Raw genomic sequence first — 15004 nt, forward strand, 5'->3', positions numbered from 1 at the left:
TTTACAATATCCACACATGCTATTCATAATGAGGCGATATACTGTTCAAGTAGAAACCCCCCTGTAGATGTGATGGATACATATACGTGAATATCATAATTTGAAAAAACTACCTCCTAAGTTACTTAGGGGGTAGTTTTTTATAATAGTCATCAACAATTGGCAATAGCTCAGGTGTTGTGTCATAGTAGGCTTTGTCAATTTTCTGTAGTGTAAATACAATCGCATTGGTTAGTTGTAGAAAGACTTCAATTGCTTCTTTATCTGCCACCATTTTTGCTCTCCCATACTGCCATGCACAATCATGATTTGCTCAATATTTTCTAATTCTGCATCTGTATAAAATGCCTGTAATGTTTATGTTGGTGCAGAGCAAGCTACTAAATAAGAAAAGCTAATGAAAAAAATAAGTCACTTCATTTTCAATCTCCTTTATGATTAAATATACGGTATTTGTATAAAGTGAACATTCAATCGGTGGGAGTTTTCCTCATCCCCACCGATTGATAGTTTCACCAACCTTAGTTTTTACAGGCTGTTGATCTCCACTTATACATTTCTATTTCCTATTTTGCAGTGAGGGGTCTTACAGCCTGTTAATATGGGATAAAATTTGAAACTTTCAGCCAAGTAGTCCGTAAATAGATAGTAATCATAGTGGAGGAGGAACAAAAAATGAGTGTGAAAAAAACATTGATGATTGTGGGGCTTTCCATCGTTAGCATCTTGGCACTAATCGCTGTGTTTACATCATGGTACACAGTAGATGAATCAGAGCAGGCTGTTGTCATGACATTTGGTCGTGCAGATGAAACGATTACGAATTCAGGACTTCATTTTAAACTACCTTGGCCAGTACAATCCGTAGCGGTTTTATCAAAGGAAACGTATAGCTTGCAGTTCGGCTATAAGCAAAATAAAGATGGTGAACTGGAAGCATATGATGCCGAAACCAAAATGATTACAGGGGACGAAAATATTGTCTTAACTGACCTTGTTGTTCAATGGAAAATTACTGAGCCAACTAAATATTTATTTAATGCACAAAACCCCGAAAAAATATTACATAGTGCGACATCAAGTGCGATTCGTTCCATTGTTGGTAGCTCCTCTATAGATAAAGTATTAACAGAGGGAAAAATGGATATTGAATCAAAAACAAAAGATTTGCTCGCCTCTCTTATCAATAAATATGATATCGGTATTAGTATATTGGGTGTTAAATTACAAGATGTAGAGCTGCCGAATGCGGAAGTACGGGCAGCCTTTACGGCAGTAACAGATGCACGGGAAATGAAAAACACCAAAATTAATGAAGCAGAGAAATATAAAAATCAGCGTATGAGTGAAACTGTGGGGGAAGTGGATGCCATTATTTTAAAGGCACAGGGTGAAAAAGAAGCACGTATCGCACAGGCTAGAGGGGATGTTGAAGTATTTAATAAATTGTATGAGCAATACAAAGGCAATCAACAAATTACACGTGAACGTCTAGTATTAGAAACGTTGGAAAATGTTTTACCAAAGGCACAAATTTATATTATGAATGATGATGGTGGAACGATGAAATATTTACCATTACAATCATTGCAGCCAGCTACACAGCCAGAAAAAACAGAGGGGAGCGGTCGTTAATGGGCAAAAAAAATCAGGACGTTGATAAATTTTTTAGCTTTTTATTCGGTAAAGCAAAACCGACGACTTCACAGGAAGATAATACGATACCGATTACCAAAAATACAGCACCGAAAAACCCGAAAAAATATCTCTCGATTGCTGGTATCCTCACATTGATTTTTGCGCTATTTATTGTGCTCTTTGCCAATATTTATATTGTCAAAGAATCTGAGTATGCCATTGTTCGTCAATTTGGAGAGGTGGTAAAATTTGAGCGTGAGCCAGGTTTGAATATGAAAGTGCCATTTATTCAAAGCGTTACAAAACTACCAAAAAATCAATTAACCTATGAAATCTCCGAGGAAGAAATTACAACGAAGGATAAAAAGCGTATTATTATCGATAACTATGCGATTTGGCGTATTACCGATCCAAAATTATTGATTTCCAATGCAGGTACGATCGAAAAGGTAGAATCTCGTATGGAGGAGTTTATTTACTCTGTTATTCGTTCGGAGCTTGGGCGTATTGAGTATACGCAAATTATTAATGATAAGGCTACTTCACGAGGAAACATTAACGATACGGTAACAGAGCGTGTAAATGAGCTATTATCTGCTGATAAATACGGTATTGAGGTGGTTGATGTTCGCATTCGCCGTATTGATTTACCAAAAGAGAATGAGCAATCGGTATTTACCAATATGAGCTCGAAGCGTCAATCGATTGCACAGACGTATTTATCTGAGGGAGATGCACAAAAACGCCGTACAGAGGCAGAAACAGATAAAAATGTACAGGAAAAGTTAGCACAAGCGAAGGCTGAAGCGGCTAGTATTCAGGCAGAAGGGGAAGCAGAGGCAGCCAAAATATATAATCAATCCTTCTCACAGGACCCTGAATTTTACTCATTATATCGTACATTAGAATCCTACAAAAAAACGATTGGTGAGGATACTGTTATTGTACTACCAGCCAATTCACCATATGCAAAGGTGTTATCAGGCTATACAAAATAACATAAATGAAAAACGTCTCAGTCATTATACGAGGCGTTTTTTTGCTATATTTTACTTGTTTCATAGTGTCTAGCTATTTGATAGAATAAGGGTGCTTAGAAAGGAGATCGGTCAAATGAAATTACGCATGAGTATTTGGCTTCAAAATATAGGGATTGCCTGTAGTATCTCTTCATTCATAACATTCCTGTTTCGTTTGTCTGACTTTGCATGGCTGACAACGACTATTTATCATATACCCATCTTTTTTAGTATCATCTTTTTAGCTAGTCTTCTGATTGCTGAGGATGTGCGTAAAGCATGCAAAAAGTTATTTTTCTATGAAAAGCGTCAAGATAAACGTCCGATTTGGCAAGTGGGCATTGGTGCTATTATTTTTGTAGCGCAAATTGGTATTGTGTTAGTTTTTTATACAAAGATGACACAATTTCAGCTTGGTGGCATGCCATTATTTTTAGTATTTGCCTTTATGAATGCTTTTTTAGCAACGGTTATTTATGAAGAAGTTTTTAAATGAATAAGCAATACTGAAACTTTCATGACAAGGGATTTTCTCTTTGCATGAAAGTTTTTTATTTTTAATCTAATTTTAACCTTTATCATGTAGTGTTAAGAAAAAGAGCTTTTTTTGTTGCATTAAATAAAGTAATGTTATAAACAATACAACATACATGGAGGGGACGATATGGGGAAAAATAAGTTATTTGCTGTAGCAACAATAGCAACTGTAGCAAGCGTTTTCACAGTAGGAGCAAACATAACAGCAGAGGCAGCAGTTAATTTTCCAGATGTGTCAAAAGAAAGCAGTCATTACCCAGCAATTATAGATTTAGCACAAAGAGATATTATTCACGGCTATCCTGATGGGACATTTAAACCAGATGTATTCGTTACATATAAGCAAACCGCTAAAATTCTTGCGGGGGTGTTAGGTTTAGAGGTAGGTAGCGAGCAGGAGTTAGTAGCCTTACAAGCGGCGGGAATAATGGATAGCACATGGACGCCATATGCGTCGATTACACGTAATGACATGGCAAAGGTGATTGTCAACGCATTAGGGTTAGCTGCATCTGAAAAGGCTGCCCTACCGTTTGCAGATGTAGACCCAGCCTATCAGCAGGCTGTAGCAGCACTGTTTGAATACGGGATTACTACAGGGACATCTGTAACTACATTTAGCGGGGACAAGTTTGTGACAAGAGGACAGCTTGCTACGTTTATTACAAGAGCAGAAACAGTGGTACAACAGCAATCGGCAGGAAAAGGGATTGCAGGAGCGACCATTATTGTTGAGGGTATTCAAAATAATCAAGTGATAATAGATGGGCAAAAATGGTCGATTGGCACAAATGCACAGGCGATTTTAAACAAGAAAAACGCTGCTGCTTTAGCTGGTGCAGAGCTAGATGTTATTGTGGTGGATGGTGAGATTGCTGAAGTGTTAGCAATTGATTTAAAGACATCTGGACAGCAGGGGGCAAACGTTGTATTGGATGGTGGAAAGGCAACCGTAGGCAATATTGTGGTAGATGCTGATTTTGTAGAGCTGAAAAATATGGAGGTTATAGGGGATATACGTGTAACAGGACGTGGCATAAATACGACCCTCAATCAGCTAAATGTCAAAGGTGAGCTATTGCTAGAGGAAGCGGAGATGCCAAAAACGGCTTCTCTTGCAGTAGTATTGAATGTGGTAGATGGAAAATTATTTATCCAAAACAGCCACTTACCGAACATTACTATCAATGGCTCTGCTACGATTAACTCTAATGTGTCGTTGCCAAGCATTGTGTATCCAGGAAGCAATTTAATAGTGAATGCACCGAGTGTAGGTGCACTAGAATGGCAGCTACCATTAGGAGGTGCGGGATTAAGTGGGACAGCCACTATTGAAAATATGATTATTAACTCAAATCCTGAGGTATTAGCAGCACTCGTACAGTCGCTAGCTGAAATACAGGCTGAAACCCAAGACTTTATATCCGCACAGCAACAAAAGTTACAAGAGCAGAGGAATCAATCGATAGAGGCTACTATCGCTAATCTAGAGAAAACAATAAATGAATTGCTTTTACGTATACAAAATACGGCTAACCCAAGTGAACAAGTGCAACAACAATTACAACAGGCGCAAAGGGAGCTGTTGTTGCAAAAAGCAAGTAAACCATTAGCAGATAAGGCAAGCACATCACCATTACCGTCTCTCGACAATAAAGCAACCGATATGCAAGAGAAACTAAAGAAGCTGACAGAAGCAATAAAGGAGCAAAAACAACAAGAAAAATTGCTAAACAAGCCGATTCAAATGCCTGTGAATATCGGCGGTACATTACAGCTTAATAATGTATTATTACCAGCATTTACTCAGCCAATCATGACACTTGAACCAGCTGTGCATATTAATAATGTGATTACAACATTTACACAAGAGCAACTACGCATGATGTTAGCAAATGCTCGGCCAGGACAAATTGATACAGTTCAATTTGCTAATGGTCAGCCACAGCCATATACGCTAACACCACCTCCTGTTATCGATTCTAACTGGAACAATGGTAGCGCAGGAGGAAATACAGCACCACTACCTGTACCACCACTTGTGACAACGAGCCTTGTCTCAATGATTACGCAAGCACAGGAGAAGCTAAATGAAGTAAATAATGGCGCAATTCCTATATCTGAAAATGGACAAAGCATCTCACGAGCACAGCAATGGATACCTAAAAAGGCAACAGATGCATTGCAAGCGGCGATTACAGAAGCGAATACAATGGTAACTAATGCTAATAGGCCATCAGTTGCCTATCAACGAGTCGCTTCCTTGACAAATATGAATTTATTACTTGCGACGACACAAACAGATATTAATAATATGGTTGTGAAGTTACAGAAGCTCATGAATATTCAGCCGATTGCACAGGGCTTACAGGAAGTTACTATGCTACACAGTTTGCTAAATGGACAAGCGTTAATTATCCCAGCTCATGATATAACTACTGGTAGAGTATATGAAGAAATTTTCAGTAAATATCTTTCAGAACAAGAGGAGATAATAAAAAGTACATTTTATGAACTATATGAAGCAGAAAAAGTTCAAGTAACAACACCTGATCAAGTAACCATTGCATTGCATGAGGCGATTTCTTATACAGACCCTGTAACATTGCAAACAACAGAGCTTGTACCAGCATTGACGGCGCAACTAACGATTGGGCAACCTGCATTAGCTGTTACGCAAGCCATACGTATAAATTCGCAAATAATTGAGCTAACGTTTAATGAAAATGTTGAAATAGCGTTGGGTGAGCAATTTACATGTAGGTTGGAAAATATACTAAACCCAATTCAAGGCACTGTCGCTCAAATTATCAGCCCAAATGTTATCCAACTAACATTTGCTGTGGATCTTTCACCAGCTGCTACTTTTACGCAGATTCAACGCGTAAATAATCCTGGGCAAAACCTTTTATCATCACCATTACAAGTTGAATTATTACCTGGCTAATTATCATTTAAAAATAAACCGTATGAAATCAAAGGTATGAGCCATGATTTCATACGGTTTATTTATGGATAGAATAGGAAAAGTGACGGATAGAACGCTTGAACTGACTGATAGCGCCGAGAATGTTGCGTAAAGATGTTTTTCTCGCTAAAGTAGAGAGAGGAGTGGAGGCGAGCAGATGACGAAAGAAAAATTATTATTATTAGATGGCAATAGTTTAGCCTATCGTGCATTTTTTGCGTTGCCATTATTGACGAATGATAGTGGGATTCATACGAATGCAGTATATGGCTTTACAACGATGCTACAAAAATTATTAGAAGAGGAGCAGCCAACAAAAGTTTTGGTTGCCTTTGATGCGGGAAAAACAACTTTCCGTCATGAGACATTTACTGAATATAAAGGAGGTCGTCAAAAAACGCCACCTGAATTATCGGAGCAATTTCCGTATTTACGCAAGTTAATTGAAGCATACGGCATTCCACAATATGAGCTAGAGCTGTATGAGGCAGACGATATTATTGGGACATTGGCAAAAGAAGCGGCAACTCAAAATATGGATGTCATCATTGTATCAGGGGACCGTGATTTAACACAGCTTGCGACAGAGCAAGTGACCGTTTATATTACGAAAAAAGGAATTACAGAAATTGAAAGAAATACGCCAGCCTTTATTGAGGAAAAATACGGCTTAACACCATTGCAAATTATTGATATGAAGGGCTTAATGGGTGATTCCTCAGACAATATTCCAGGTGTACCAGGTGTTGGTGAGAAAACAGCAGTGAAATTGTTGAAGGAGCATGCATCTGTTGAGGGGCTTTATGCGGCAATGGATACGTTAAAGGCTTCTAAAATGAAGGAAAAGCTGGTGGCAAATGAAGAACAAGCCTTGATGAGTAAGCAACTGGCAACTATTTTTACTGAAGCACCCATCACAATTACATTAGCTGATCTTGCTTATGACGGACCAAATGTAGAGGCATTAACAGCAGTATGGCAGGAGCTTGGTTTTAAGTCTTTGCTAGAGAAAAGTGATTTTACTGTACAAGAAGAAGAGCAAGCACCATTTGATTATACAATTATCAAAGAGGTGAAGCCTGAACATTTACAAGATGTCATGGCAGTACATGTTGAATTAGCAGATGAGCATTATCATACATGTGCACAATTGGGCATCGCTTTAACAGATGGCAAGCAAACAATCTATATAGCGTTTGATGATGCGGTAAAATCGGAGGCATTACGTCATTGGTTAGAAGATGGCACAAAAATAAAATATTTAGCTGATTCCAAGGCAGCACAGGCAGCGCTCAATCGAGTAGGTATTCAGCTAGCAGGCGTTGACTTTGATTTATTGCTGGCTTCCTATATCAACAATCCAGCGTTAAGTGGCGATGATGTGGCGACATTAGCAAGGGAGCTTGGTTATCGTGATGTGCAAACAAATGAGGCTGTCTATGGAAAAGGTGCAAAGCGTGCTATTCCAGATGAAGAAACCTTGGCACAGCATGTGAGTCGAAAAGCCTTTGCAGTTTGGTCACTACAGCCAAAGCTAGAGCATTTATTACAAGAGAACGAGCAATTTGAACTGTATAAAAACTTGGAATTGCCACTTGCCGCTATTTTAGGCGAGATGGAATGTGAGGGTATTACAGTGAATCGTGCTACATTGGAGCAAATGGGGCAGGAGTTAAGTGATAAACTTACAATTATTGAACAGGATATTTATACAGAGGCAGGGGAAGCCTTTAATATTAATTCACCAAAGCAATTAGGGGTGATTTTATTTGATAAATTAGGCTTACCTGCTATCAAAAAAACGAAAACAGGCTATTCAACTGCGGCGGATGTATTGGAGAAATTAAAGCCAGAGCATGCGATTATTGAGCATATTTTATTGTATCGTCAGCTAGGTAAATTACAATCGACTTATATTGAAGGCTTGTTAAAGGAAATTCATTCAACAGATAATAAAGTGCATACCCGCTTCCAGCAAGCATTGACAGCAACAGGTCGATTAAGCTCAACAGATCCGAATTTGCAAAATATCCCAATTCGCTTAGAGGAGGGACGTAAAATTCGTCAAGCCTTTGTACCATCGAAGGAAGGCTGGCTGTTATTTGCGGCTGATTATTCACAAATTGAGCTACGTGTACTAGCCCATATGTCTGAGGATAAAAACCTAGTGGAAGCTTTCCGTGAAGGGATGGATATTCATACACGTACAGCGATGGATGTGTTCCATGTGTCAGCAGATGAGGTAGATAGCAATATGCGTCGTGCTGCGAAGGCGGTTAACTTTGGGATTGTGTACGGCATTAGTGATTATGGTTTATCACAAAATTTGGATATTACACGGAAGGAAGCGGCAACTTTTATTGAAAAATATTTAGATAGCTTCCCTGGTGTTAAACAATATATGGATAATATCGTCATAGATGCGAAAATGCATGGCTATGTGACGACGATTTTAAACCGTCGTCGCTATTTGCCCGATATTACGAGCTCTAATTTTAACTTGCGTAGTTTTGCAGAACGAACAGCAATGAATACACCGATTCAAGGCAGTGCAGCCGATATTATAAAAAAAGCGATGATTGATATGGCGGCTCGTTTGAAGCAGGAAAATATGCAGGCTAAGCTATTACTACAAGTGCATGATGAACTTATTTTTGAAGCACCAGCAGAGGAAATTGCCATACTAGAAAAAATCGTGCCAGAGGTAATGGAAAATGCCATCAAGCTTACTGTGCCGTTAAAGGTTGATTTTAATAGTGGTGCAACTTGGTATGAAGCAAAATAAAATCAGTGAGGAGCTTCTTCGTCCTCACTGGCTGAGAATGGGAAGCTATAGAATAAGGAGGGGTAGCAATGCCTGAATTACCAGAGGTTGAAGGTGTCGTACAGGCATTAAAACCGAAAATGGAGGGGCGAACAATTCGACAAGTGCAGCTTTCCGATGTCGTTCGCTCATCTTTTGCAGCAGGGAAACAATGTATTGTGAAGCAAGCAGAGCCTGATGTGTTTGAAACAGCACTTACACAAATGACCATTACGAAAATCCAACGTCGTGCCAAATATATTTTCTTTCATTTGTTAAAGGATGATGTGACCTATGTGTTAGTTAGTCATTTAGGCATGACGGGTGCATGGTTTGTGGTGAATGCACCAGAGGAAATCAATGAGGCGAAATTTCAAAAGCATATTCATGCAACATTCCAATTAGCAGATGGTGGGTATTTAATTTATTCAGATATTCGTCGCTTTGGTGAATTGCGCTTTTTAACAACCATTGAAGAACATTCACCACTGACAAAAATAGCACCAGAGCCATTTGAGGATGGAGCTTATGCCTATTTTTTAGCGAAGTCACTTTTGCCAAAGTATGCGAAAAAAGCGGTGAAAGAAGTCATTATGGACGGACAGGTTATTTCGGGCTGTGGCAATATTTATGCAACGGAAGCATTGTTTGCACAGAAAATTCATCCAGCAAGGAAAATACAGGAACTAGAGGATGGGCAAAAGCAGGCGTTATTTGAGGAAATTGTTGTGATTTTGCGTCAAAGCATTGAGGCGGGTGGCTCAACCATCTCTGATTATCGAAATATTAACGGAGAAGCGGGGAACATGCAAAATCGGTTGCAAATGTATGGCAAAAAGCTGTGCCCTACGTGTGGTGTGACGACAGGTCAGATGACAATCGGTGGACGTACATCGGTTTTTTGCCCGCAATGTCAGCGTTAAAGGGGATTGAATAATGATTATTGGATTAACAGGAAGTATTGCTAGTGGAAAAAGTACAGTGGCTAAAATGATGGCTACGTTGGGCTTACCGATTGTGGATGCAGACGTTGTAGCACGTGATGTTGTCGAGCCTGGCACAGTAACATTGGCAACCATCGCTGAGCATTTTGGGCAAGATATCTTGCTGGAAGATGGTCACTTAAATCGTGAAAAACTAGGAAATGTTATTTTCCATGAACCTGCGAAACGGAAGTTACTAAATGACATTATGCATCCTGCTATTCGTCAGGAAATGCTACGACAGCGGGATGCTTACATACAAGAAGGACATCCGCATGTTGTTATGGATATTCCTTTATTGTTTGAAAGTAAGCTCCAGCATTTTGTCGAGCGTATTTTAGTCGTATCTGTTAGTGAGCAAGTACAGCTACGTCGTTTAATGGAGCGTAATCAGTTGTCAGAGGAAGAGGCACTTGCTCGAATTCACTCACAGCTACCTTTATCCGTTAAGGAAAAGGGAGCAGATGCCGTTATTTATAATAATGAAAACCTAACAAATACGGAAGAACAATTAATCAAGATTTTAACGTATTGGGGTATATTGCAAGATAAATAGTATAACTTAATTCGAAGATTGCTTAAAATGCTGTTATAATCAGCTTTTTGAGCAATCTTTTTTTCCTTAATACATAATGTAAGTGTTTTCAGAAAATAAGAACTTTTTATTTTTGGCTAAAATGTGTTCACCTTTTCATTTAATGTGATATACTAATGAACATAAAGTATATCGTAAACCTTAACATTTACTCATAGGGGGATTTTATAAATGACAGTATCAGTTGCTATTAATGGATTTGGGCGTATTGGAAGAATGGTATTCCGCCAAGCTGTGATGAAGGATGATGTAAATATTGTAGCCATCAATGCATGTTATCCTGCTGAAACGTTAGCACATTTAATAAAGTATGACACAAATCACGGGATATTTGAGGGTACGGTTGAGCCAGCTGGAGACGCTTTGATTGTTAATGGCAAACGTGTGCAAATTATTAGTGAGCGTGATCCATTGCAATGTCCATGGGCGACAATGGGCGTAGACATCGTGATTGAAGCAACTGGTAAATTTAATGCACGTGAAAAAGCAGCAATGCACTTGGAGGCAGGCGCAAAAAAGGTCATTTTAACAGCACCAGGTAAAAACGAAGATGTGACAATTGTGTTAGGTGTGAATGATGACCAATTGGATATTGCTAAACATGATATCATTTCTAATGCATCTTGTACGACAAACTGTTTAGCACCTGTTGCAAAAGTGTTAAATGATGCGTTCGGTATTGAAAATGGATTAATGACAACGGTTCATGCTTATACAAATGATCAAAAAAACCTAGATAACCCACACAAAGACTTACGTCGTGCACGTGGCTGTGCGCAATCGATTATTCCAACATCAACAGGTGCGGCGAAAGCATTGAAATTGGTGTTACCTGAATTAGAGGGAAAAATTCACGGTATGGCACTGCGTGTACCAACGCCAAATGTGTCATTAGTAGACCTTGTTGTAGATGTTCAAAAAGATGTTACGGTGGATGAGGTAAATGCTGCATTTGTGAAAGCTGCAACAGAAGGGCCGATGAAGGGCATTTTAAATTTCTCTGTAGAACCTTTAGTATCATCTGACTATAATACAACGACGTATTCATCTACAGTGGACGGTCTATCTACTATTGTGATGGGTAATCGTAAAGTGAAGGTACTTGCATGGTATGATAATGAGTGGGGCTACTCTGCACGTGTTGTGGAATTAGTAGTCAAAGTAGCAAATGCATTAGAAGTGGTAAACGCTTAAGAATGAATGCACATTGAAATCTAAATGGTTTCAGTGTGCATTTTTTGTTATGCTATATACTTGTCGTTTTTTATAATAATAGGCGCACAAAATAAATGATGAAAGTTCAATTTGTGTAAATGGTAAGGCACTTTTCTTCAGTAGTGTAAATTTGTTATAATAGGCATATTAAATTGTTGTGAAATCAGGAGAGGTAATATATGAGATGTCCATCTTGCCAATTCAATGGCACAAGAGTTGTGGATTCAAGACCAGTAGATGATAATAAAGAAATACGGAGACGACGTGAATGCGAGTCATGTGGCTTTCGGTTTACGACGTTTGAAAAAATTGAGGAAACGCCATTAATTGTTGTGAAAAAGGATGGCTCACGCGAGGAGTTTAGCCGTGAAAAGGTACTTCGTGGGCTTATTCGTGCATGTGAAAAACGTCCAGTGGCATTAGATGTACTAGAGACATTGGTCATGGCGATTGAAAAAGACTTGCGCCGTATTGGCAATGCGGAAGTTCGTTCAGAGGATGTGGGTGAGATGGTTATGGACCGTTTAGCCAAAATTGACGAGGTAGCCTATGTGCGTTTTGCATCTGTGTACCGTCAATTTAAAGATATATCGGTTTTTATTGATGAAATTAAAGATATTGTACAACGTCAAACAGAGCAAAAATAGTCGAAAAGAGAGGGGGAATGACGGTGAGACAGCTGTATAAGGAATTGCAGCCAGCAGATGCTTTCGATATTCGTCTTCCCCATATGCTTTCTACACAGGAACGTCAACTAATTACCTTATTTTATCAGCCGTTAACAGGGGCAGAGCCAATTAGTCTTTATTTGACGTTATGGGCAGAAGGTGAGCAGGTAATAAGGCAACCGATGACACATTATTATTTAATGAATGTGCTTGGTCTGCCGATTGGTAAAATATTTGAGGCACGTATTACATTAGAAGCAATCGGTTTAGTGCGTACATGGAAAAAAGAAACAGCGGAACAACGTCATTTTTTATATGAATTAATGCGTCCGCTTGATGCCGAAAATTTTATGAAAGATCCACTACTATCGATGTTTTTATTTAATAAAATAGGTGAGCAAGCATATCGAAAGCTGCGTCAACGATTTATTGTACCACCGAGAGAAGGCGAATTTCAGGAGGTATCTAGAGCATTTATTGATGTATTTAAACCTGTTAATGCGCAGATTCCAGCAGACTTGCAAATAGTGACTCAACGTGATGGGGAGCAGCCAAAAAATTATCCATTTTATGTGGAGCAATTTGATTTTGAATTACTGAAGGCTGGCTTGTCAGAGCAATTAGTGCCAGCAAGTTTATTGACAGTAGATATTCGTGAGATGATTGCTAAAATTGCCTTTTTATATCATTTGAATGCATTGGATATGCAGAAGGTTGTCATTTTAGCGCTGGATGATGATTTAGGTATTTCTAAGGAGCGTTTACGCAAGGCAGCAGCCGATTTTTATAAACTTACGGTATCGAAAGAGTCACCAAAGTTAGAAAAAGTGAATACAGCAATACCACCATCAATCGAGCAGAATGGCATTAAGACAAAAGAGCAAGAGCTCCAGCACTATTTAGAAACGACGCCACCTGTACAAGTGTTGCGTGACATCAATAATGGAAAAGAGCCATTACCAACGTCGATTCAGCTTGCTGAAAATTTAATTGTTCAGCATGGAATGCCAATCGGTGTTGTGAATGCCTTACTAGAGTACGTGATGCTGACAACGGATATGAAATTGCCAAAGAAATATGTTGAAACAATTGCTGACCATTGGGGACGTAAAAATATCCAAACCGCCAAACAGGCAATGGAATTAGCTCGTCAGGAGCATGATAAATATACGACGTGGAAAAATAGCCCACAAACAACAACGCCGAAAAAAAACACATATGCTAAAAATCAGAAGCGAAGAGAAGAAAAAGTGCCTGATTGGTTTTATAAAAGAAATGAAAAGTCCGAGGAAACGTCACAAAATGACCAGATGGATTTTGAAACAGAAAGACAAAAAATGCTTGAAAAATTAGGGAATATACAAAATAAGGTAGGTGAATGACCATCGAACCTATTAATGGACCATTAAAAAGAGCAATTAACGTCCCGTCATTTCAAGAACGATATGAGGCGATGCGTCAAGAAATTTTAGCACATCCACATGTTCAAGCATTTTTAACACAACATAAGGATGAATTGAGCCGTGAAACAATCGAACGCAATTTACCCAAGTTACATGAGTTTATTAGTCAATCTACTGTATGCTGTGGCTGTGACAATACAGAAAATTGCACGAATTATTTAAAAGGCTTTGTGCCAACATTACGTGTTGTACGAAATACAGTCGAAATTGATTATGTGCAATGTGAGCAAAAAATACGAGAAGATGAGCGGCGAGATGTAGCGAAAATGATTGCTAGTATGCATATGCCAAAAGACGTACTTCAAGCAACATTAAGTGATTTATATATTGATGATCGTTTGCGAATGGATATTGCGAATAAAGCGACTGATTTTCTTGATATGACGGTAGCGACAGGACAACTTCCGAAGAAAGGCTTTTATTTGCATGGACAGTTTGGTGTAGGGAAATCCTTTGTTTTAGGTGCACTAGCTAATGAGTTAGCTAAAATAAAAATCCGCTCTGTGGTTGTGTTTGTTCCTGAATTTTTACGAGAAATGAAAAATGCAATTGGTGATAATACATTGAATGAAAAAATTGATTATATCAAAAAAGCACCTGTCTTAATGCTAGACGACTTAGGAGCAGAAACGATGACTGCATGGACACGTGATGAAATTTTAGGAACGATTTTTCATTACCGAATGGCTGAACAATTACCTACGTTTATTACATCGAATTTTGATTATGATGGCTTGGAGCACCATTTGGCACAATCTCAAAAAGGCGATATTGAGGTAGTGAAGGCAGGGCGAATTATGGAGCGTATTAAAGCTTTGACCATACCAATTGAAATGCGTGGTAAAAATCGTCGATTGTAATTTTGTCAGTTGCATTTTCGAGCAATCGAGCGTATACTGACACATATACAAATACTAAATATCAATATGCATGGATGAGGACATGAATGTTGTGTAACGGCTACAAGAGAGGGAAGGCATTGGCTGAAAACTTCCTAGTGAGAGCACATCATTTACTACCTACTGAGCAGCGAAAAGGATAATGTTTCGCCGGTCCCTAGCCCGTTAGCTAGCCTTGAGCTTCGTCTGACTTTTAGAGTCGGAAGGAAGAAGGGT

The 15004-nt window shown here is 38.8% G+C and carries 12 protein-coding genes; 11 read left to right on the forward strand and 1 reads right to left on the reverse strand.

Annotation, left to right across the window (positions count from 1 at the left end):
* Positions 1-121: 121 nt before the first annotated feature.
* Entirely contained in the window at positions 122-274 is a 153-nt protein-coding gene (locus tag OPF91_RS07310) for a hypothetical protein (protein ID WP_264988087.1), read from the reverse strand.
* A gap of 401 nt (positions 275-675) precedes the next feature.
* On the opposite strand from OPF91_RS07310, the gene hflK reads away from it, so the two are divergent.
* The 11 genes from hflK to dnaI all read left to right on the forward strand — a co-directional run bounded on the left by hflK (position 676) and on the right by dnaI (position 14749).
* Positions 676-1635, forward strand: a complete 960-nt coding sequence (gene hflK, locus OPF91_RS07315) for an FtsH protease activity modulator HflK (RefSeq protein ID WP_264988088.1) — start codon at positions 676-678, stop codon at positions 1633-1635.
* Positions 1635-2636: a protease modulator HflC gene (gene hflC, locus OPF91_RS07320; RefSeq protein ID WP_264988089.1), complete on the forward strand. Its 1002-nt coding sequence runs from the start codon at positions 1635-1637 to the stop codon at positions 2634-2636. Before hflK ends, hflC begins: the two co-directional genes overlap by 1 nt.
* A gap of 115 nt (positions 2637-2751) precedes the next feature.
* Entirely contained in the window at positions 2752-3153 is a 402-nt protein-coding gene (locus OPF91_RS07325) for a DNA polymerase I (RefSeq protein WP_264988090.1), read from the forward strand.
* A 168-nt stretch (positions 3154-3321) separates the two neighbouring features.
* Positions 3322-6141 (forward strand): S-layer homology domain-containing protein, encoded by a 2820-nt coding sequence (locus OPF91_RS07330; RefSeq protein ID WP_264988091.1) that lies wholly within the window; start codon positions 3322-3324, stop codon positions 6139-6141.
* Positions 6142-6319: 178 nt separating this feature from the next.
* Complete coding sequence (gene polA, locus OPF91_RS07335; RefSeq protein WP_264988092.1) at positions 6320-8947, forward strand: DNA polymerase I; 2628 nt, start codon at positions 6320-6322, stop codon at positions 8945-8947.
* A 68-nt stretch (positions 8948-9015) separates the two neighbouring features.
* Positions 9016-9888 (forward strand): bifunctional DNA-formamidopyrimidine glycosylase/DNA-(apurinic or apyrimidinic site) lyase, encoded by an 873-nt coding sequence (gene mutM, locus OPF91_RS07340; RefSeq protein ID WP_264988093.1) that lies wholly within the window; start codon positions 9016-9018, stop codon positions 9886-9888.
* Between the two features lie 13 nt (positions 9889-9901).
* Positions 9902-10504: a dephospho-CoA kinase gene (gene coaE / locus OPF91_RS07345; RefSeq protein ID WP_264988094.1), complete on the forward strand. Its 603-nt coding sequence runs from the start codon at positions 9902-9904 to the stop codon at positions 10502-10504.
* A 210-nt stretch (positions 10505-10714) separates the two neighbouring features.
* Positions 10715-11737: a glyceraldehyde-3-phosphate dehydrogenase gene (locus OPF91_RS07350; protein ID WP_264988095.1), complete on the forward strand. Its 1023-nt coding sequence runs from the start codon at positions 10715-10717 to the stop codon at positions 11735-11737.
* A gap of 200 nt (positions 11738-11937) precedes the next feature.
* Positions 11938-12405, forward strand: a complete 468-nt coding sequence (gene nrdR, locus OPF91_RS07355) for a transcriptional regulator NrdR (protein WP_264988096.1) — start codon at positions 11938-11940, stop codon at positions 12403-12405.
* A gap of 17 nt (positions 12406-12422) precedes the next feature.
* Positions 12423-13808 (forward strand): replication initiation and membrane attachment family protein, encoded by a 1386-nt coding sequence (locus tag OPF91_RS07360; protein ID WP_264988097.1) that lies wholly within the window; start codon positions 12423-12425, stop codon positions 13806-13808.
* Between the two features lie 2 nt (positions 13809-13810).
* Positions 13811-14749: a primosomal protein DnaI gene (dnaI, locus tag OPF91_RS07365; protein WP_264989127.1), complete on the forward strand. Its 939-nt coding sequence runs from the start codon at positions 13811-13813 to the stop codon at positions 14747-14749.
* The last annotated feature ends 255 nt before the right edge of the window (positions 14750-15004 follow it).

Origin of the sequence: Lysinibacillus piscis (assembly GCF_026012395.1) — a bacterium.
Taxonomy (GTDB): domain Bacteria; phylum Bacillota; class Bacilli; order Bacillales_A; family Planococcaceae; genus Lysinibacillus; species Lysinibacillus piscis.